The sequence below is a fragment of the Sphingomonas profundi genome (assembly GCF_009739515.1).
GTDB lineage: Bacteria > Pseudomonadota > Alphaproteobacteria > Sphingomonadales > Sphingomonadaceae > Alterirhizorhabdus > Alterirhizorhabdus profundi.
Window position 1 is genome coordinate 1,992,983 of record NZ_CP046535.1, and the last position, 19,264, is coordinate 2,012,246.

Genomic DNA, 19,264 nt, shown 5'->3' on the forward strand with positions numbered 1-19,264 from the left:
AGGCTACCGGCGATACCGAAAGCCTCGTAGCCATGCGCTGATCGGCAACCGGCAGCATCATCGTGCGGCGTTGAACCGCCACGTAGCCTGCAAGGCGAAGAAGCGGGGATCGCCCGGATTGCCGTAAGCCCCGGTCACGTCTGCGAACGAGCTGGAAACGCCGGTACGATTGGTCGTCGCGGCAGTGAAATACTTGTCTTTCAGCAGGTTGGTGGCGTAGGCCGCAAGCTCCCACGCACGATCGTCGCTGGTCCAGGAGATGCGGGCGTCGACCAGATCGATCTTGCCCGTCTCCGCGCCCGGGAAGAAGATCGTCTGCAGCGACGCATTGCTCTGGTGAACCCAGCCGCCGCCGAACCGCAGCTCGCCGCCGCCCATCTCGAAGCCGTAGCTGGCGCCCAGGCGGCTGGTGAACTTGGGCGTGCCGACGAACGGCTGATCGGTGAGATCTACCGTCGCTCCGGCCGCCGTGGTGGTGACGAACCTGTCATACTTCGCGTCGGTATAGCCGAAGAAGCCGTCGAGGTTCAGTCCTCGGGTCGGGTTGAGCCGGAACTCGCCCTCCACGCCCTTGATCGTCGCGGCGCCCGCATTGATCACCACGGAGGCCACGCCGCCTCCGCCGGGGATCAGCGAGCTGACGTAGCGCTGCATGTTCTTGTAGTCGGAATAGTAAAGTGCCAGCGAGAAATCGAGGAGGCCGCCTATCCGGCTGCCGCGAAGCCCGACTTCATAGTCGCGCACCTTTTCCGGCCGGAACGGCGCGGCGATGGTGGACTGGATCGGCACGTTGATGCCGCCCGCCTTCTGCCCCAGCGCATGACGCGCGTAGATGGTGAGATTGTCGGTAAGGCGGTAACGCGCACTCGCATCGTAGGACCAATAGTCGAAATTCGCCTTCAACTGCGTATCGGGGCAAGCGCCGTTGGCGATCGCATTGCCGCCGAGCAGGATGAAGCCGCCGGCCGGGCGCAGCACGCCCGCCGCGTTCGGCGTCGTGTAGAGGCAGCCCGCCGGCCCGAGCGTGCCCGCGTTGAACAGGGCGTTCAGGCTGGAGCGGGGATCGGAATAGTCGTTGAGGCGGTTCGGCCGGACTTCGCGCTTGTCGGACGTGTAGCGCACGCCGCCGGCAAGCTCGATCCTATCCGAAGGGCGCACCTCGACGTGGAAATAGCCGGCATCGGAAGTATTCGTCGCCCCCTCGCGGATGACGATGTGATTGCGGAAGGGAGCGGACGGGTTTGCCGCATTGACGCCATAGGCATAGGTATCGGCCACCAGCTTGCCGCGATCGGAGAAGTGGTAGTAACCGGCGACGTAACTGACCAGATCCTCGAACAGCTTACCCGAAACTTGCGGCTCTATCGTGAACTGGTTCGAAGTGCCGCCGTTGATGCTTTCGAGCACCAGCGCCGGACCACCCTCGAGATCGATGCCACCGCGCGCCGAGAGCGTGCGATAGCCGCTGACGACCTTCAGGTTGATCGCGTCGGAAATATCGTATTTCAGCGTTCCACGAACGAAATCGATCTTGGCCTGATCGTTCGGCATCACATAGCCGGTCGTCGAGTCCCAGAAGTCGGAGGGCTGGAGTTGTGCCTCGGTACGCTGGATGCCGCTGGTGTTCACGCCGTTGCGCGTTCCGGCCAGAAGCGCATTGTAGTTCTGGCTGCCGGGGATCAGGCGGCGACCGCCCGGCTGCTGATCGATGTCGATATGCTCGTACGTCAGGTTCAGCGAGAAATCCGACGTCGGCTGGAACAGGGCCGCGGCACGCGCGAGCCACTGATGGCGGCCGCCGACCTGCTGGCCGCTCTCGGTGCTTCGCCCGTAGCCGTCCTGGGTGATGCGCTGGCCTCCGAACCTTACGGCCAGCGTATCGGTGAGCGGCAGGTTGATGATGCCCTGCAACTGCACATAGTCGCGCGAGCCATAGGCCCCGGCCACTTCGCCGGTGGTCGCGCCCAGTTCGGGACCGTTCACGTAGATGTTGATCGCGCCGCCGGTATTGTTCCGGCCCCGCAGGGTGCCCTGGACGCCGCGCGAGACCTCGATCGAGCGGATGTCGAACAGGCCAACGGCGGCACCCTTGTTCTGCGTGACGATCACGTCGTCGAAATAAAAGCCGACGGGAGGATCGTTGGCGATGTTCGAGATGGCGTAGGTCTGGCCGCGGATGATCGCGTCGATCGAGCCGCCGCCGCTGTTCGACTGGCGCAGGATGACGTTGGGCGCGACGCGGTTCAGATCCTGGAAGCTGACGATCGACTGCTGCTGCAACTGCTGCTGCCCCACCGCCGTGATCGACAGCGGCGTATTGAGCAGGGATTCAGAGCGCCGGCGCGCATTGACGATGATTTCCTCGCCGGCCGGTGCCTGCGCAGCAGCGTCGGCGGACTGCGTCGATCCGGCGGCCGCCGGCGTCGCTGCGGGGTCGCTGGTTTGAGCTTCAGCGGCCACCGGCATCAGCAGCGGAATGCAGGACATCCCCGCCAGGAGCGTGGTGCGCATTTTCCCCCGGTACGCGTTCATTCAGGATCCTCCTTGTCGAGTGGCGCGGGGCGTGACTGCCCTTCTGGTCACGACTGTTATGTTCGTCTCACGCGTGTCGTCCAGCGATAGTGTCGGCACTTTCAAGGTATCGCCTACTCGAAGCCGGCTTTTGGTGGAGAGCCTCTGCTATCTGTCGACAGAGAGCGTCCCGGACGCCTTAGTAGCGCAGCGAGAGATAGCCTCCGCCATTCACCGCCAGCAACTCGCCGTTGATGCCGGATGCCGCGTCGGACAGAAGAAAGACGTTCGTCTGTGCGACCTCCGCCATCGTCATGTACCGGCCGGCGGCGGTCTGGGCCGCGAGATGATCGGTCGGATCGGGCGTAGGTGCTGCTTGCGCGGCCGGGATGTCGCGACGGAGCGGCGGCTCGCTCGGGCGCTCGGCACCAGCTCTCTGCGTGCGCACGATCCCCGGCGACACGACGTTGACGCGTACGCCGCGCGGCGCGGCCTCCAGCGCCATCGTGCGCGTCATCGGAACGATCGCGCCCTTCCCCGCCGCCTGCACGGCCATGCCGGCGATCGGGTGGAATGCCGCATCGGCGCTGGTGTTGACGATCGCGCCGGTGGCGCGCGGATACATCACCCGCAAGGCCTCCTGGCACAGGAAGAAGGTCGAGCGCAGGTTCGCGTTGATGACCGCGTCCCACTGCTCCTCCGTCACGTCCAGCGTCTCGCCGCGCCACGAGTAGCCGCCGATGTGGGCGGCGCCGTCCAGATGCGTGAGCAACTGCATCGCCTCGGCATAGGCCGCGCGGATCGAGGCGACGTCGCCGAGGTCGACATGGATCGCCCTGGCCTGCGCGCCCATGCCGTGCAGAAGCTCGGCGGTCGCCGCATTGGGCTCGTCGGCGATGTCCAGGCAGGCGACGTGGGTGGCGCCCTCGCGCACCGCATGAAGCGCGGTTTCGCGGCCGATGCCGCTCGCCGTGCCCGTCACCAGCACGGTCTTGCCTTTCAGGAGCACGTCAATTCCCTTCCAGCGCGGTCTCGGCGGCGATGGCGCCGAACGCGAAGGCCTCTCCGAGATTGGCGCCGGGCGACGGATAGAGCATGCCGATCGCCCCTCCAAGTTCGCCGGCGGAGAAGAGGCCGGGGATGGGATCGCCATAGGGATCGAGGATGCGCGCCTTGGCGTCGCGGCGCGGGCCGCCATTGGTCGTGGCGCCGCCCGGATAGACGGGGATCGCGTAGAACGGCCCCTGATCGATCGGGATCAGGGACGACACGGGACGGCCGAACTCGTCCTCGCCTCTTGCGCACGCCTCGTTATAGGCGGCGATGGTCGCGGCCGCCGCGGCCGGATCCAGGCAGCCGGCAAGGCGCGCGGCTTCCTCCACCGTATCGGCTTCCTTGATCCAGCCGAGCTCGATCTCGGCGCGATTGTCCTTGGACCAGGCATAATGGCCATAGGAGCCACCGGAGATCGGTCGCGCCTCGAGACGGCGCTTGTCGAAGATCCAGAAGGCCGGGATGCGCGGATGCTCAAGCAGGTCCGCGTCGTAATGAAGCAGTTCGTAGTAGAAGTTCGGCTTCGAGACGGCCTGGAGATACTCGTTCGCGAAGCGTCGGCCATATTTGTCGAGGATCGCGTAACCCGGCGGGTTCACCGAGATATTGAAGCTCAGCTCCCGGCCGTCTGGGTGTTTGAAATGGCCGACCGCGCGGCCGATCATCTGGTTCATGTGCCACAGATCGGCTCCCACCGCCTGCGCCATCCGGATGCCGTCGCCGGTATTCGCGGGCGAACCGTAGAAGTAGATCGGATATGCCTTGAGGTTGTTCAGGATCATCTCCTGATTCGCCTCGAACCCGCCGCACGCCAGGACGACGCCGCGGGAGGCGTGCAGATCCTCGCCGTTCACGCGCACGCCGACGACGCGTCCTTCGTTGGTCAGCAGGCGCTCGGCCACGGCTACGAACCGTGTCTCGATGTTCGGTTCGGCGCTCACCGCCTCGACCATTAGATCGTGCAGGGTCTGCCCGTTGCCGAACGGTATGGGCCCCTTGAACGCCAACTCGCCGGGCGCAGGCAGCGTCCATTCGACGGAAGCCGGATCGGTGCCTTTCGGGAGAGGCCCGTAGACTTCGATCGCCTCGCACCCATCCAGTTTGGGATACCACCCGCCAGCCATGTGGATCGACTCGATGCCGCACTCGCGCATCCAGTCCTGACACCGTACGGCGCGCTCCGCCCACGCGCGGCTCACATCGATCGGGATCATGCCGTCCGAGCAGGCATCCAGATAGACGGTCGCCTTCTCGACGTCGTTGGCGCCCATGACGAGACCGCCCGACATGCGGGTGCTGGAATAATGGACATCCTCGCCCTGCTTCTCAATCAGCAGGACGCTGGCGCCCCTCCGCGCTGCCGTCAAGGAAGTGGCGACACCAGCGGCACCATAGCCGACTACGATCAGATCCCAGCTTTGCTTCATGGCCGGATTGATGTGCGCGGATCGCGGCTACATCAAGCGCGTGCTCCGGTTTATCGAAATCGCGAAGGCGCGCGGCGCGCCTGATTTAAGTGTCGACACCCTGCCGACCCGTCCCTAACCTCATGCCATGACTGTTATCGCCGAGGCCATGGAGCCACTCACCGATTGCACATCGCTGATCGGCGATCGCGCCGCGCTTGATCGGGCCATAAAGGACCGTGGCTACTGGTTCTTCCGCAACGTGCTGGATCAGGACGCGATCGCCGCCACCCGCGAGATGTTCCTGGCGGAACTCGAACGCCGCCGCGTGATCGATCCGGGCCGAAAGGACGCCACCTGGAACGGCGCCGACCTCACGGACTTTCCTGTCAAGATCGAGCCGCTGCATGAGGCACGCACATGGCGCGGCTTCGTCGGCCATCCGGCGATACATGCCTTCTTCACCCGGTTGCTCGGCGTGGCGCCATTCTGGATCCCGAGCGTCGAATACAGGATCACGCCGCCTGCCGGCGCGCAGGTTCCGAACGACCTGCTCAGCGGTCGCCATCAGGACGGCTTCGCCAACGGCGGGATGGACCTGTTCACCTGCTGGGTGCCGCTGAACGATATCGGCGCGGACGTGGGCGGACTCACGGTCGCCGAGGGCCTGCACCAGCAGGGCTTCTTCCATGACCTTAACGACAGCCCACAATTCCGGGTGCCCGACGGGGCCATCCCCGACGACGTCTGGAAGCGCAGCGACTATGCGCCGGGCGACCTTGTGATGTTCGAGCCGATGATTCCCCACAGCGGCATGTTCAACCGCTCGAACCGCTTCCGCCTGTCGCTCGACATCAGGGTGATGCCGCTCGACGGCCACCTCCCGCTGGTCGGCACCGTGCTGGAGATCGGCAACGATCATGTCGTCATAGCGAATCATGACGGCCGCGACGTCCGCCTGATCCTGGACGACGATACCTATTGTCGCGGCCTCAGCGGCGCTCGCATCGCCCGATCCGAGATGGTCGCCAGGACCCGGATCGGCGACCCGATGCTGGTGCCCTATGAGGGCGATCGCGCCATACTGTTCCGCCCGCAGCGCTGAGCCCGCACACCAGACGATAAGGTGAAGGCCCGGCCTCGGCTTGCTTGCCGTTGGCCAAGTTCATCCGCATCGTCGGCGGCCTCTCGCCGCAGCGGTAGCCGCGCGACATCGAACGACGCGCACGATTTGTCTCCGTGTTCTCCGATGATCCACGACGTCCCTTGCGGGCTGCGGGACGAGCGTATGAACCCGCACTTACTCTCTCGATCGCCGAACTTGGATCTATCAACGGCCCGGAGGCCTTATAGGGAGGTAAATGACAAGCTGCTGCGGAGCTTTGCTTAAACCTTGTCGACGTACTCATCATCTGCGCTCGATAGCTAAACTTAATTGTCTTAGCCCCGATCGCCTTTCAGTTCTCGAACGGCCCAATCTGTGTTATCCAAAGTCACGACGGTTGACGACCATGCGACAAGCTTACTGAGTTTATGTTGCGCACGCCACATGGCGCACTCAAATGTTGTTGCATAATCATCAGCGCCAGCCCCGGCTCTCCGATGCCGATTTTAGCCTAAACCCTTGATTTCTGCCGCTATTTCTTGCGCTATAAAGGTTGGCACGGTTGCTGCTTTCACCCCTCGCAGGCTGCGTTGTTCGCGCCGCTTCACTTGGGGGAAAAAGGTTCGTGTCTCGTCATCTCATCCACGTAAGCCGCTCAGCCCTGGCAGCCGCCTTGGTGCCGGTAATGGGCCTGATCGGAAGCGTGCCGGCTCGCGCGCAGAATGCGGCAACCGCGCCGGCCACCCAGCTCGCCGCGGCCGACATCGGCGATGCCGCGACCGGCGGCGAGATCGTCGTCACGGCGCAGCGTCGGGAGCAGCGGCTGCAGGACGTGCCGACCGCCGTCACCGCGCTGAGCGGCAGCATGTTCAACGAAGGCGGCGTCGGGCGCTCCGCGAGCGAGGTGTTGACCTATGTGCCGAACGCATCGGCGGGCACGCAGCAGCATGGCCGCCCGCGCTGGTGGATCCGCGGCGTGGGTGCGGGCCAGCAGCAGCTCGACCTCTCCAACCCGGTCGGCTTCTACCTGGACGACATCTATATCAGCAACGCCAGCGCCACCGGCCTGCCGCTGTTCGATCTGGAACGCGTGGAGGTGCTGCGCGGGCCACAGGGCACGCTGTGGGGCAAGAACACCACCGGCGGCGCGATCAACGTCATCTCCAGACGGCCGACCTTCACGCCGCGCGACGACGACAATTATATCAAGCTCGACTACGGCTCCTATGACGACAAGACCGTGCAGGGCGGCGTCGGCACCGTGCTCGCGCCATGGCTTGCCGGTCGCCTGTCCTTCCATGTCGAGGATCGCGGTGGCCGCTTCGACAACCTGTTCACCGGCGATAACGACAACAAGATCTTCGACAGCCACTTCAGGGCCCAGTTGCTCGCCAGGCCGAGCGACACGCTCGAGATACTGCTCAGCGCGCATTATCGCCGCTACCGTACCGACGGCACCTACTGGACGTCCGCCAGCTATGCGTCGACCGGCATCTTCCGCAACGGCTTCGCCCCGTCGACCGACAAGGACGATGTCGAGACGAACGCGCCGGACTTCTCGCGCACCCATCAATATGGCGGCTCGCTGCACATCAACTGGAACGTGGGCGGGCTGACGCTGACATCCATCACCGGCTACGAGCGATACGGCGTGCGCGGCCCGAACGACTCCGACTACACCCCGCTCGAGATATCGCGTGGCTATACGGATGCGAGGAGCAAGCAGTGGACGCAGGAGCTGCGGCTTTCCTCGCCACAGAATGATCGGTTCAACTGGATAGCCGGCCTCTATTACTTCAACGAGAGGATCGACTCCTCCAACTTCTCGGCCCGCCTGCCCAACGGCACCGTGCCCGCCCGGCCGATCACGGCGGGTACGTCGCCGGCCAACGCTTACAGCGCCACGCTGTACGATCACAAGGCGGAGAGTGGCGCCGTCTTCGGCAGCGGCACCTACGATTTCAACGATGCGCTGCACCTCACCGTCGGCGCGCGCTTCACCCGCGAAACCAAAAAGCTCAATTTCGACCGGCTGGCCTCCACCACCGTCGCCGGCGCCTCCACCGCGTCGTGGAGCAACTTCGTCCACTGGTGGGATTCCTATACCGGCACCTTCGGCGGTCCGGGTACCTTCTCGGGCGATCTCAGGAAGACGTGGGACGCCTTTACCTACGATGCGACGCCGACCTGGAAGATCGACCGCAACAACCTCGTCTACTTCAAGTTCTCGCACGGTGTTAAATCTGGTGGTTTCAACACCGCGCCCACCCTGCGGATCGCGCTACAGACCGTGCGGCCCGAGAAGCTGAACGCGTTCGAGTTCGGCTACAAGTCCACCTGGTTCGATGGCGCGCTGACGTTCAACGCAACGGCCTTCCACTATGATTATAAGGACGTTCAGATAAACGTCGTCGGGCCGAACCCCGGTGCTGTGGGCGGTGCGACGATCTCCTATCTACAGAACGCGTCCAAGGCACATACGGACGGCGGCGAGATCGAGCTAGATGCCCGCCCGATCGAGAATCTGCACCTGAACGCCGCGCTCGGCCTGCTCTACACCGAATACGACTCCTTGCAGGTGGTGAACGGCGGCGCCAACCTCTCCGGCGCGCAGTTCGTCCGCGCGCCGCATGTCACGCTGAACGGCGGCGCCAGCTACACGATCCCGCTCCGCAACGAAGGGCGCATCGAAGTGGCGGCCGACGCGCGCTACACCTCGCTCCAATATTATTACATCACGCCGCAGGACACGCGAAATCGCTATCTGCTCGATCAGCCGGGCTACACGCTGGCGAATGCGCGGATCAGCTACACCGCGCCCGACGATCGCTGGACGGCGGTGGCCTATGTCAACAATTTCCTGAACACGGACTATCGCAACCACTCGCTGCCGATCGCCAACGCCGCCGCCGGCATCACCGGGGATGTGACCAACTATGGCGATCCGCGCACCTATGGCGGCTCGTTCATCTTCCGCTTCTGAACACGCTGCACGATCCTCCCCGTCGGGAGGATCGTGCAGCTCTTTGCGAAGATTACGGCAAGCCGACAGCGGGGGGCGGCGCCCCGCCTGCCCTATTCCGCCGCGAGCAGCGCCTGCGCCTGCCGACCCAGCAGCGGCAACACTTCCTCGCCGACCCGATAGGCTTCCTCCAGATGCGGCGTGCCGGCCAGGATGAAGGCATCGGTGCCGCGCGATATCAGCTCGTCCAGCCGGGCCGCGCACTGCTCGTAGCTGCCCACGATGCCGAGCGCAGGGCCGCCGCGCAGCAGGTTGAAGCCACCCCACAGGTTCGGCGCGACGATCAGTTCGTCATAGCGCTTCGCCTCGGTCGGCCTGAGCGCCGCCTGGCGGGAGGCGCCAACCGAGTCCGTCGGCTGGCCACGCCACCGCGCCCGCGTCTCGTCGCTGACATTCCCGAAGCCGATGCGGATGTCGCGCCAGGCCTCTTCCTCCGTCGGCCGGGCGACCAGATCGACGCGCACCGCGCACTTCTGCTCGCCGCCAAGCGCGGCCGTTCGCTCCTTCACGCGAGCGAACTTGTCTCCCAGCTGATCGAACGGCTCCAGCCATGACAGATAATAGTCGGCATGCTTCGCGGCGGACTGCAACGCCGCGTCGGACGAGCCGGAGAACCAGATCTCGGGAATGTCCTCGGCAGCCAGCAGCGGCGCAAGGCCGCCGCCCTCGACCTGGTAGAAGCGGCCCTGATAGGAGAAGTCCCGTTCCTTCCAGACGCCCTTGAACACGTCGAGGAACTCGGTCGTGCGGCCGTAGCGGTCGTCATGGCCGAAGCTGTCGCCCCACCAGAGCTGGGCCGGGCCGCCGCCGCCGGTGATGATGTTGAAGACGGTCCGCCCGCCGGTCGCGCGCTGGAGGCTGGCGGACATGCGCGCGGCCTGCACCGGGTTCAGAAAACCGGGCTGGAAGGCGATCATGAAGCGGAAGCTTCTGGTCTCGCGCGCCAGCAGCGGCGAGATCACCCAGGGGTCGTCCGTGTTCGGGAAGGAGGGGATGAGGCCGCCGATGAAGCCCGACGCCTCGGCCGCGCGCGCGATCTCGCCGAGATGGTCGATGTAGCGGAAGCCGTCGTCCGCGCCGTCGCGGTCGAGGCCGGGCGCGATGTTGCCGGCGGCGAGCGGCGACCAGTCGCCACGGTCATAGACGCCGTGGCGGATCGTGCCGTGGCAGCCGTGCGTCGGCAGGCGCCAGTAGAAGTCGATCGACATGCCTTTGCTCCTTCAGGCGGCGATGCGCGCGTCGCCGATGCGCGCGCGCAGACGGGGCAGCACATGCTGGCCGACGCGATAGGCTTCCTCCAGCGAGGGTACGCCGCCCAACACGACAGGATCGATGCCGAGTGCGATCCGCTCCGCAAGCTGCTCCGCGACGCCGTCATAGTCGCCGGTCAGCCCGTCCTCGCCGACGCGGCGTGCATCCCGCTCCGCCTCCTAGGCCGTCTCGCGCGCGATCACCTGCTGGGCGATACCCGGCGCGACATGGCGCCCGTGCGCGTGCGCCCTCTCGCCAAGCGCGGCCACCGATGTGGACAGCGAGCCGAGCGGCGTGTCCCGGAATATATGGACGTCGGCCGATCGCGCGGACAGATCGAGCGCTGCCTTCGATGCGCCCTCGAAGAACACCGCCGGGAACGGCACGCGGTTGAGCGGCGCGTCGAAACCGCCGCCCTGCACCTCGAAATGGCTGCCGGCGAAGGAGAAGGGTCGCCCGCCATGCACCCCGCGCGCGACGGTCAGGAACTCGACGATCCGGTCGGCAAGCGCGTTCTCCGGCGCATGATCGGCGGCGCGGGCGCGGGTTGCCGCATCCGCATCGGGTGCGATGGCCCAGGCAAGCCGGTTCCGCGTTGCGCGCTGGAAGCTCACCGCCTGCTTTGCGGCATAGACGGCCGAGCCGACCGAGGCCGGAAATTGCGGGATCAGCAGCAGGCGCGGCGCCTCGCGCGCGATCGCTGCGGCGACGATCTGGCTGTCATCCGCGTCGGCGCGATGCGGCAGGAACAGGCCGTCGAAGCCGGCCTGCGCGGCGGCACGCGCGACTTGCGCGTAATAATCGAAGCGGTTCTGCGATGCGGTGCGCACATCCCGCGCGAGATGGCCTAGCCGGCCGCGCAGCGAGGGCTCGCCCCGCGCGGGCTCGGCCGCCACATCGAGTTGCCAGTAGATCCGAACGGTCATGCGGCGCTCCTCTCGGCCGGGAAGGCGGGCGTGCCGAGGCGGCCGGCGAACACCGTCTGATCGAGCGGACGGCGATCGCTGGGCGCCTCGAGCGCGTGGAAATCGGGGTGAAGGCCATCGAGCCCGCCCGCGCGGCCGAGCGCCACCATCGTCTCGACGGCGAACGCCTCCGGGATCGCCAGCCGCTGGCGCGCGGCGATGCGATCGAAGCCGCCGATGCCGTGCGTGTGCCAGCCGAGCAGCAGCGCCTGATGCGCCAGATTCGCCCAGGCGGCGCCGGCATCGAAGCTGCGCGAGACGTTCTCGACGATCTCGCCGCGCCGCTCCACCTGCCGTTCCGCCACGATCAGGATCAGAGCCGAGGCCGCCGAGGCCCAGAGCGCGTTGCGCGGCTGGAGCAGGCTGGTGAAATCCGCCCAGGCCGGATCGTCGCGGCGCGACAGCAGGAAGCGCCAGGGCTGCGCGTTCGATGCGGATGGCGCCCAGCGCGCCGCCTCGAAGATGCTGAGCAGCACGGCATCGGGCACCGGCTCGCCGGAAAAGCTGCGCGGCGACCAGCGGTCGACGAACAGCGGATCGACCGGGTAAGCGGCGACGCGCGGCATTGTCAGCCCTCCCGGCCCGGAAAGCGGACCAGATTGGCTTCGGTCGGGGCCGTGGTGAGGTCGGCGAGGATCTCGTCCTTCAGGCGATGGAGCAGCGGCGCGGCGCGATCGCGCGGATGCGGCAGATCCACGTCGACGATGCGGCGGATGCGACCCGGGTTCGGCGACATCACGATCACGCGGTCGCCCAGATACAGCGCCTCTTCCACATCGTGCGTCACCATGATCATCGTCGATCGCTGCGTCATCCAGATGCGCTGAAGCTCGTTCTGCACACGCACGCGGGTGAGCGCGTCCAGCGCGCCGAGCGGCTCGTCGAGCAGCAGCAGCTTCGGCTCGGTGACGAGCGCGCGGGCGATCGCGGCGCGCTGCGCCATGCCGCCCGAAAGCTGGTGCGGATAGGCCTTCTCGAACCCGGTAAGGTTCACCAGCGCGATATGATCGGCGACGATCTGCCCGCGACGACCCTTGGGCACCCCGGTGTTGAGCAGGGCGAGCCCGACATTCTCCTCCAGCGTCATCCACGGGAAAAGGCGGTGATCCTGGAAGACGATGCCGCGATCGAGGCTCGTCGTGACGACACGCTCGCCATCCAGCCGGATCTCGCCGGCATAATCGTCCTCAAGCCCGACGATCAGGCGCAGCAGCGTCGATTTGCCGCACCCGGACGCGCCCACGATGCTGACGAACTCGCCGGGGCGCACGGCGAGGTCGATACCGTCGAGGATCACCCGCCGCTCGCCGCCGATGGCGAAGCTCTTGCGCAGGCCGCTGATCGTGAGCGCGCCACGCCCCGGATGCGCGGCGGCGGCTGCGGGCGTCGGGGTCGGGGTCGGGCGGAAGTGGGCGCTCATGCGATACTCCGGATCAAAGGGGCGCGGCCTGCCAGCGCAGCAGATGCCGGCGCAGGGCGAGGAACAGCTGGTTGACGGCGAGACCGATCATGGCCGTGACGAGGATGGTCACGAGGATCACGTCCATCCGCTGCTGCATCTGCGCGTTCTGCAAGGTGACGCCGAGACCGCCACCGGTGCCGAGCAGGATCTCGGTGCCGATCTCCGCGATCCAGGTGAAGGCCAGCGCCTGGGTGAGCCCGGTCAGGATCATCGGCATCGCGGCCGGCAGAAGGATGCGGCGGAACCGCTGCATCGGCGTGAAGCCGTAGATGCGGCCGACATCGAGGAAGCGCCGCTCCACGTTCGCCACACCGGCATGCGTGTTCAGCATCGCCGGGAAGAAGGCGGAGAGACAGACGACGATCGCCTGCGATCCCTCGGCCGCGCCGAACCAGAGGCCGAGCAGCGGCAGCCAGCCCATCAGCGGCACCTGGCGCACCGCGTGCAGGAACGGCCCGACGATCCGATCGAGCGGCCGCGAGAGACCGGTCAGCACGCCGACCGCGATGCCGACGCCGCCGCCGACGACGAGGCCGAAGAGGCTTCGCGTGAGTGTGGCGGCGATGTCGAACAGCAGCGCGCCGCTGGCCGCCATTCCGACGAACGCGGTGCCTACCGAGCCGAGCGGCGCAAAGGCGAGCGAGCGCGAGTCCCCCGCCGTCGCCTGATATTGCCACCACGCCAGCAGCAGCACCGGCGCCACGAGCCCGATCGCGAGACGGGCCGGCCGGCGCGAGAGGATCGCGCTCATGCCGCCTTCCACCGGCTCGCGCGGCGCTCGACGGCACGGGCGCCGGCATCCAGCAGGAAGCCGATGATGCCGCTAACCACCACGCCGGCGAGCACCGTGTCGATGCGGAAGAGCTGGCGCCCCATCTCCATCATCTGCCCCACGCCGCTGTCGGCCGCGAGCAGCTCCGCCGCGATCAGCACGAGCCAAGCCCGCGTCAGCGCCACGCGCAGCCCGGTCAGCACCGGCGGCACCGTCGCGGGGATCAGGATGCGGCCCACCAGTTGCAGCAGCGTGAGGCGATAGACGCGGGACACCTCGATCCACGCGCGCGGTATGCCGCGAATGGCGTCGAACGTCGCCAGCGCCACCGGGAAGAAGGCGGCGACCGCCACGATCGTCACCTTGAACGCCTCCTCGATGCCCAGGAACATCACCAGCATCGGCACGAACGCGATCACCGGCACCTGCCACAGCCCGAGGAACAGCGGCGACAGCGCCGCCTCCGTCCAGCGGGAGAGCGCGAGGGCGACGCCGAAGGCCAGGCCCAGCAGACCGCCGATCGCGAAGCCCAGACCGAGCCTGCCCAGGCTCTCGCCCACATGACGCTGCAACTCGCCGGTCTGCGCCAGGGCGGCGAGTTCGCGCAGCACGTCGCTCGGCGGCACCAGGATCTGCGGTGGGAACAGCCCGCTGGTGCAGGCGATCTGCCATAGGGCCAGAAGGACGAGCGGCACGATCAGCGCCTCGAACGCGCGATGGTCGCGGCCGCGTCGTGCGGCGGGCGGCGCTGCGCCGGCGATGGCGACGCTCGCCATCAGTTGCTCACCGCCGGCGCGACGGCCGCCGACGCCACGTGGGCCTGCCAATATCCTTCGAGCTTCAGGTTCCTGAGCGCCTGCTTCACGAAGCGGTCGTCGAGCAGGGCCGTGGCATCCACCTTGCTGCGGACAAGCCCGCGCGCGAAGGTATAGTCCGCCACGGAACGGTAATGCTGCACCACCGCCGGATCGAACAATGGCGAGAACCGATCCCGCCAGGCGACGCCGTCCTCCGCATAATCCTTGCGGATGATCGCCTCGGGCAGGGAACCGTGCGACGCGTCGCTGACCACCCGCGCCTCGTTCTCGGGCCGGGACGACCACGCGGCCGCACGCACATAGGCATCGACGACGAGCTGGGTGAGCGCCGGATTGGCCTCGACGAACGCCGCCCGGGCGAACAGCTCGGCGCGCATCTTCCAGTCGGCCGGCGCTTCCTTGGTGGACCAGATGACGCGGCCCGCACCCCGGCTGGTGAGGAGCAGTCCGTCCGACAGGAGGAAGGCCGCATCGACATTGCCCGACGCGATCGCGGCCGGCGTCGCCGAGGGATTGATGTTCACGATCTTGAAGTCGCTCAGTTTAAGGCCGTTGGCGTCGAGCAGCTTGGAAAAGGGCAGTTCCCATGGGCGGCCGCGGTGCAGCGCTATGCGCTTGCCTTTCAAATCCCTGATGCTCGTCGCCGCCAGCCCGTTGCGTACGACGAGGTAGCTGTTCAGGCCGTGACCGTATGGCGCCACCAGCTTCAGCGGCACGCCGCCCGCCACGGCGATCACCGCGGGAAAGTCGCCATAGGCGGCGAAGTCGATGCGCTTGCCCGAAAAGCCCTCGTTGATAAGCGGACCGCCGACGGCGGTGGGCACGGGCGTGAAGGTGAGGGCCACGCCGCGCTTCTGGAGCTCGCTTTTCAGCCAGCCCTCGCGGATGACAACGCCGGTCAGCGCATTGAACACCTGCCCGCCTTCGTACGGATAGGCGATGCCGGCGATGTTCACCACCTTCGCGCCGCCGTCGCCGCTCGCCGGCCCGGGCCTGCGAATCTGGAAGAAGAGCAATGCCGCGATCAGCAGGATCGCGATGCCGCCGATAACCCAGCCGCGTATGCCGGCTCCGCCCGTGTCTGTTCCGCTACTCGCCACGTACCTGATGCTCCGCCGTCGTCGGTACGTGCCGGTGCATGCCTCGTGCCAAACCGCTTTGCCCGCCAATCCGGCCATTCGGTGGATGGTCGCTGAGCAATTCCGGACAGGGATCCCCGATGAAGTGCGCAAATTTCAGCGGCGAGGTCTGCACCGGCGGCCTTTCGTCCTAGGGAAGCGGGTGGCACAAGGATTGCTGATTTCAGCCGATACCGGCCGGCATGTCCGGACCATAAGCGCGCGGGGAGAAGGCCAGGCGATGAACGGGCGATCTGCGCCGGATCAGATCTGGATCACGCGATGTCCGGTGCCGGCCGCCTCCAGCGTCGCCTGGGCGCTCGGCTGGATGGACGAGGCGTTCGCGGCCGACGGCATCGATGTGCGCTGGGTCCGCGAAGGCGGGCTCAACCTCGTCGCGCCCGATCCCGAGCGGCAGGAGCGACGGCTGTTCCGCGAGGGCGGCAACATCCAGGCGCTGGCCGCCCGCGCGCTCGGCGCGCCCACCCGCGTGATCGGACTGACCTGGATCGACGAGCGGCAGGCCATCATGGTGCGGCCGGACACGCCCGTGTTCGAGCCGCGCGATCTCGCGGGCCTCCGCTTCGCCCTGCCCGGCTTCGCGCGCACGCGCGGCGAGAGCATCTCGCGCGGCATGGCGCTTCACGGCATCAAGAGCGCGCTCGGCCTCGGCGGGCTGGCGCTTGGCGACGCCACTTTCGTCGACGTGCCGGCACCACCCGTGGAGCAGCCGAGCGTCGCCGGCATGCGGCGGCTGTGGGCCGGGCTGGACTGGCTGGCCGATGGCCGCGTGGATGCCGTCTACGTCAAGGGCGCGGCCGCCGCCGAGGCGGCCGATCGACGGGGCTTGGTGATCGGCATGGATCTCGACGCCTATCCCAGCCGGCTCGCGCGCGTGAACAACGGCACGCCGCGCCCGATCACGGTGCATGAGGACATGCTCGAACATCATTTCGATCTCGTCGTGCGCTTCCTCGAACAGACGTTGCGCGCGGCCGACTGGGCGTCGACCAACCTGGCCGCGCTGAAGCCGATTCTCGCGCGGGAGACCCTCTCCAGCATCGCCGGCGTGGAGGCCGCCCACCGCAACAACTTCCACCGCTCGCTCCACCCCGATCTGTCGACGGAACGGCGGGAGATGCTGGCGATCCAGGCGAAGTTCCTGCACCTGCACGGCTTCCTCGAAAAGGCCGTCAGTGTGGAGCGCTGGGTTGAGACGGCCCCGCTGATGGCGGCGCTCGAACGTCGCCGTCGCTCTCTGGCGTCGCGGGAAAGCCTTTGTGGGCAGGCGCCAGCTTTTTCTACTTGTCCGGTAGAATTGAGCCTGTGGTAACGCTATGCCGAAGCGACGGAGTTTCGATGTGCGCGCAACGGCAAAACAGGACATGGACGAGAGCGCCGACGCGACGCACGCAGCGCGGCGAGACGCGTCCCATGCAGTGCTGGCCTTCGATGCGAACGCGTCACACTCCCTCACCATCAGGGCACGCGCGTTCGTCTTCTCCGATCCGCGCTCGCGGGCGCTGCTTCCGCTGATCGACAAGGTCGCGCCAAGCGACGCGAGCGTGCTCATCACCGGCGAGACCGGCACCGGCAAGGAACTGGTCGCCCGCTACGTTCACGCCCGCAGCAAACGGGCCGGAGCGCCGTTCGTCGCGATCAATTGCGGCGCCTTTTCCGAGACGCTGATCGAAGGCGAGCTGTTCGGGTACGAGAAAGGCGCGTTCACCGGCGCGACGATGGCGCGCGCCGGCTGGTTCGAGGCCGCGAAGGGCGGAACGCTGTTCCTGGACGAGATCGGCGATCTGCCGCTACCCTTGCAGGTGAAGCTGCTGCGCGTGCTGCAGGAGCGGGAGGTCGTGCGGCTCGGCTCGCGCAAGCCGATCCCGCTCGACATAAGGCTGATCGCGGCAACCAATATCGATCTCGAACGATCGGTGGCGGCGGGCAATTTCCGGCAGGATCTGTTCTACCGCCTGCAAGTCGTCTCGCTGCCGCTGCTGCCTCTGCGGGAGCGGCGGGCCGACATCCTGCCGCTCGCCCGCCACTTCCTCGAACTCTACGGCGACCGCCTGCAACCACGCCGGCTCGACCTATCGTCCGCCACCGAGGAGGCGCTCTACGCCTATCCGTGGCCGGGCAACATCCGCGAGCTGGAGAATGCGCTGCATCGCGCGACGCTCACCTGCCAGGACGGCATGATCCAGCCTTCGGACCTGCGCCTGCCGTTGCAGCATGCCGCGCATCCGGCCGCCGCAGCCGTGGAGCCCGCCGACACGACGCTCGAACAGCGCGTCGTCGCGCTGACCTCCCGGCTCGTCGGCGAGGGGCAGGAAGATCTGCTCGACCGCATCGTCAGGACCGCCGTGACCGAGGCGTTCCGTCTCTCGGGCGACAACCAGATCAAGGCCGCCGCGATGCTGGGCGTGACGCGCAACGTGGTGCGGACCCACCTCAAGAATTTCGGCCTGATCTGATACTTCGCTTGCGCTGAAAACGCAGCAGCGAGGCTGCTGCATATCGCGCACGACGCGCGACCCCCCGCCTTTAACGCCTGTATTTCGGCCGACTTCGCGCTTGGCATGGTCGTTGCTCTGTACCGCCTCAGGCACCGACTCTGGTCGGCAACGCGGGAGACAGGCACCATGGCAACCACGCTGGAGCGCGCAGATCCCGGCCGGGTCGAGCCCGCGCTGGACGAACTCTGGTTCACCCGCTGCCCGGTGCCGACCGCCACCGGCATCGCCTACAAGCTCGGCTGGCTGACCGATGCCTTCGCTCCGCAGGGCGTGACCGTGCGCACGCTGCAGGAATCCGGGCCGGAACTGGGGCGGCACCATTACGATCACTCGCTGCCGTCCCTGATCCGCGAGGGCGGCAACATGCTGGCGATCGCCGCCCGCGCGCAGGGCGCCGACACCAGGCTGGTCGGGCTCACCTGGATCGAGGAGAGCCAACTCATCCTCACCCGCCCGGACACGGGCATCCGCTCCGCCGCAGACCTCGCAGGGCGCCGCCTCGCGCTACCCGGCTGGACCGCGAACCCGATCCCGGCGCATGTGCGGGGCACCAGCATCGCGCGCGGCATGTCGCTCGCCGGCTACAAGGGCGCCCTCGCCTCCGCCGGCCTCACGCTGGACGACGTGACGCTCGTCGAGACGCCCGACCGGCTGCGCAACATCGGCGGCAGCGGCCGCGATCTCGGCGGGGCGGACCGCGACGGCGCCCGCAGCGGCGTGGGCCGGCTGTGGCCGGTCGCGGCACTCGTCGGCGGCGAGGTGGACGCCATCTACGTAAAGGGCGCCGCCGCGCTGGACCAGGCCAGCGAGAACGGCCTCGTCGTCGCGGTGGATCTCGATGCGCTTCCCGATCGCCGCTTTCGCGTCAACAACGGCACGCCGCGCCCGATCACGGTGCACCGCAGCCTGATCGACGATCACTTCGATCATCTCGCTTGCTTCCTCGCGGTGACGCTGCGCGCCGCCGACTGGATTGCCGCCGATTCCGACCGCCTGCGCGAAATACTGCGATACGAGACGGACGGCAGCACGGCGGCCGTCGACCAGGCATACGCCAAGCTCCACGAAGGTCTGCATCCCACGCTGGACGACGAGCGGCTGGCGCTGTTCGCCCGGCAGAAGAACTTCCTCTTCACCCACGGCTTCCTCGACGCCGATTTCCCGCTGGCCGACTGGATCGACCCGCGCCCGCTGTATGCCGCGCGCAGGCTCGCCGCCGATCTTACCCTCTCCCCGCCCACCCTCGCTTAAGGACGCAGCCC

15 protein-coding genes are annotated in these 19,264 nt (G+C 67.2%); 5 read left to right on the top strand and 10 right to left on the bottom strand.

Going from position 1 to position 19,264, the window contains the following annotated elements:
- Positions 1 to 57 precede the first annotated feature (57 nt).
- From GNT64_RS09395 to GNT64_RS09405, 3 genes are all read right to left on the bottom strand, one after another.
- Positions 58 to 2,511, bottom strand: coding sequence for a TonB-dependent receptor (locus GNT64_RS09395; RefSeq protein ID WP_197277341.1), 2,454 nt, complete (start codon positions 2,509 to 2,511; stop codon positions 58 to 60).
- A 199-nt stretch (positions 2,512 to 2,710) separates the two neighbouring features.
- Positions 2,711 to 3,520: an SDR family NAD(P)-dependent oxidoreductase gene (locus tag GNT64_RS09400; protein ID WP_197277342.1), complete on the bottom strand. Its 810-nt coding sequence runs from the start codon at positions 3,518 to 3,520 to the stop codon at positions 2,711 to 2,713.
- Between the two features lies 1 nt (position 3,521).
- Positions 3,522 to 4,991, bottom strand: coding sequence for an FAD-dependent oxidoreductase (locus tag GNT64_RS09405; RefSeq protein WP_156679299.1), 1,470 nt, complete (start codon positions 4,989 to 4,991; stop codon positions 3,522 to 3,524).
- Positions 4,992 to 5,139: 148 nt separating this feature from the next.
- On the opposite strand from GNT64_RS09405, the gene GNT64_RS09410 reads away from it, so the two are divergent.
- Positions 5,140 to 6,075 carry a phytanoyl-CoA dioxygenase family protein gene (locus GNT64_RS09410; RefSeq protein WP_197277343.1) on the top strand — a complete coding sequence of 312 codons (936 nt, stop codon included), beginning with the start codon at positions 5,140 to 5,142 and terminating at the stop codon, positions 6,073 to 6,075.
- A 685-nt stretch (positions 6,076 to 6,760) separates the two neighbouring features.
- Positions 6,761 to 9,058 carry a TonB-dependent receptor gene (locus GNT64_RS09415; protein WP_156679301.1) on the top strand — a complete coding sequence of 766 codons (2,298 nt, stop codon included), beginning with the start codon at positions 6,761 to 6,763 and terminating at the stop codon, positions 9,056 to 9,058.
- A 92-nt stretch (positions 9,059 to 9,150) separates the two neighbouring features.
- Here GNT64_RS09415 and GNT64_RS09420 read toward each other — a convergent pair whose 3' ends face one another.
- The 7 genes from GNT64_RS09420 to GNT64_RS09450 all read right to left on the bottom strand — a co-directional run bounded on the left by GNT64_RS09420 (position 9,151) and on the right by GNT64_RS09450 (position 15,543).
- Positions 9,151 to 10,305, bottom strand: coding sequence for an LLM class flavin-dependent oxidoreductase (locus GNT64_RS09420; protein WP_156679302.1), 1,155 nt, complete (start codon positions 10,303 to 10,305; stop codon positions 9,151 to 9,153).
- A gap of 222 nt (positions 10,306 to 10,527) precedes the next feature.
- Positions 10,528 to 11,274: an LLM class flavin-dependent oxidoreductase gene (locus tag GNT64_RS09425; protein ID WP_156679303.1), complete on the bottom strand. Its 747-nt coding sequence runs from the start codon at positions 11,272 to 11,274 to the stop codon at positions 10,528 to 10,530.
- On the bottom strand, positions 11,271 to 11,879 hold the full coding sequence (locus GNT64_RS09430; protein WP_156679304.1) for a nitroreductase family protein: 609 nt from the start codon (positions 11,877 to 11,879) through the stop codon (positions 11,271 to 11,273). Before GNT64_RS09430 ends, GNT64_RS09425 begins: the two co-directional genes overlap by 4 nt.
- Before the next feature lie 2 nt (positions 11,880 to 11,881).
- A complete protein-coding gene (locus tag GNT64_RS09435; protein ID WP_156679305.1) occupies positions 11,882 to 12,733 on the bottom strand; it encodes an ABC transporter ATP-binding protein in 852 nt (283 codons plus the stop codon).
- A 13-nt stretch (positions 12,734 to 12,746) separates the two neighbouring features.
- Positions 12,747 to 13,526, bottom strand: coding sequence for an ABC transporter permease (locus GNT64_RS09440; protein ID WP_231639412.1), 780 nt, complete (start codon positions 13,524 to 13,526; stop codon positions 12,747 to 12,749).
- Positions 13,523 to 14,323 (bottom strand): ABC transporter permease, encoded by an 801-nt coding sequence (locus tag GNT64_RS09445; RefSeq protein ID WP_156679307.1) that lies wholly within the window; start codon positions 14,321 to 14,323, stop codon positions 13,523 to 13,525. Before GNT64_RS09445 ends, GNT64_RS09440 begins: the two co-directional genes overlap by 4 nt.
- The gene (locus GNT64_RS09450) at positions 14,323 to 15,543 is read right to left on the bottom strand and encodes an ABC transporter substrate-binding protein (protein WP_156679308.1); all 1,221 of its coding nucleotides are present in this window, start codon (positions 15,541 to 15,543) and stop codon (positions 14,323 to 14,325) included. Before GNT64_RS09450 ends, GNT64_RS09445 begins: the two co-directional genes overlap by 1 nt.
- A 181-nt stretch (positions 15,544 to 15,724) precedes the next feature.
- Here GNT64_RS09450 and GNT64_RS09455 point away from each other — a divergent pair, with 181 nt between their 5' ends.
- From GNT64_RS09455 to GNT64_RS09465, 3 genes are all read left to right on the top strand, one after another.
- Positions 15,725 to 16,816 carry an ABC transporter substrate-binding protein gene (locus tag GNT64_RS09455; protein ID WP_231639414.1) on the top strand — a complete coding sequence of 364 codons (1,092 nt, stop codon included), beginning with the start codon at positions 15,725 to 15,727 and terminating at the stop codon, positions 16,814 to 16,816.
- A 4-nt stretch (positions 16,817 to 16,820) separates the two neighbouring features.
- Entirely contained in the window at positions 16,821 to 17,960 is a 1,140-nt protein-coding gene (locus GNT64_RS09460; RefSeq protein ID WP_231639416.1) for a sigma-54 interaction domain-containing protein, read from the top strand.
- A gap of 168 nt (positions 17,961 to 18,128) precedes the next feature.
- Positions 18,129 to 19,253: an ABC transporter substrate-binding protein gene (locus GNT64_RS09465; protein WP_156679309.1), complete on the top strand. Its 1,125-nt coding sequence runs from the start codon at positions 18,129 to 18,131 to the stop codon at positions 19,251 to 19,253.
- The last annotated feature ends 11 nt before the right edge of the window (positions 19,254 to 19,264 follow it).

Excerpts from the sequence above, each read along its gene's own strand:
- GNT64_RS09455 (WP_231639414.1), top strand. The coding sequence starts at position 15,725 with ATGAACGGGCGATCTGCGCCGGATCAGATCTGGATCACGCGATGTCCG.
- GNT64_RS09445 (WP_156679307.1), bottom strand. The coding sequence starts at position 14,323 with ATGGCGAGCGTCGCCATCGCCGGCGCAGCGCCGCCCGCCGCACGACGC.
- GNT64_RS09435 (WP_156679305.1), bottom strand. The coding sequence starts at position 12,733 with ATGAGCGCCCACTTCCGCCCGACCCCGACCCCGACGCCCGCAGCCGCC.
- GNT64_RS09395 (WP_197277341.1), bottom strand. The coding sequence starts at position 2,511 with ATGCGCACCACGCTCCTGGCGGGGATGTCCTGCATTCCGCTGCTGATG.
- GNT64_RS09450 (WP_156679308.1), bottom strand. The coding sequence starts at position 15,543 with ATGGCCGGATTGGCGGGCAAAGCGGTTTGGCACGAGGCATGCACCGGC.
- GNT64_RS09440 (WP_231639412.1), bottom strand. The coding sequence starts at position 13,526 with ATGAGCGCGATCCTCTCGCGCCGGCCGGCCCGTCTCGCGATCGGGCTC.
- GNT64_RS09465 (WP_156679309.1), top strand. The coding sequence starts at position 18,129 with ATGGCAACCACGCTGGAGCGCGCAGATCCCGGCCGGGTCGAGCCCGCG.
- GNT64_RS09405 (WP_156679299.1), bottom strand. The coding sequence starts at position 4,991 with ATGAAGCAAAGCTGGGATCTGATCGTAGTCGGCTATGGTGCCGCTGGT.
- GNT64_RS09420 (WP_156679302.1), bottom strand. The coding sequence starts at position 10,305 with ATGTCGATCGACTTCTACTGGCGCCTGCCGACGCACGGCTGCCACGGC.
- GNT64_RS09415 (WP_156679301.1), top strand. The coding sequence starts at position 6,761 with ATGGGCCTGATCGGAAGCGTGCCGGCTCGCGCGCAGAATGCGGCAACC.
- GNT64_RS09460 (WP_231639416.1), top strand. The coding sequence starts at position 16,821 with ATGCCGAAGCGACGGAGTTTCGATGTGCGCGCAACGGCAAAACAGGAC.
- GNT64_RS09430 (WP_156679304.1), bottom strand. The coding sequence starts at position 11,879 with ATGCCGCGCGTCGCCGCTTACCCGGTCGATCCGCTGTTCGTCGACCGC.
- GNT64_RS09410 (WP_197277343.1), top strand. The coding sequence starts at position 5,140 with ATGGAGCCACTCACCGATTGCACATCGCTGATCGGCGATCGCGCCGCG.
- GNT64_RS09425 (WP_156679303.1), bottom strand. The coding sequence starts at position 11,274 with ATGACCGTTCGGATCTACTGGCAACTCGATGTGGCGGCCGAGCCCGCG.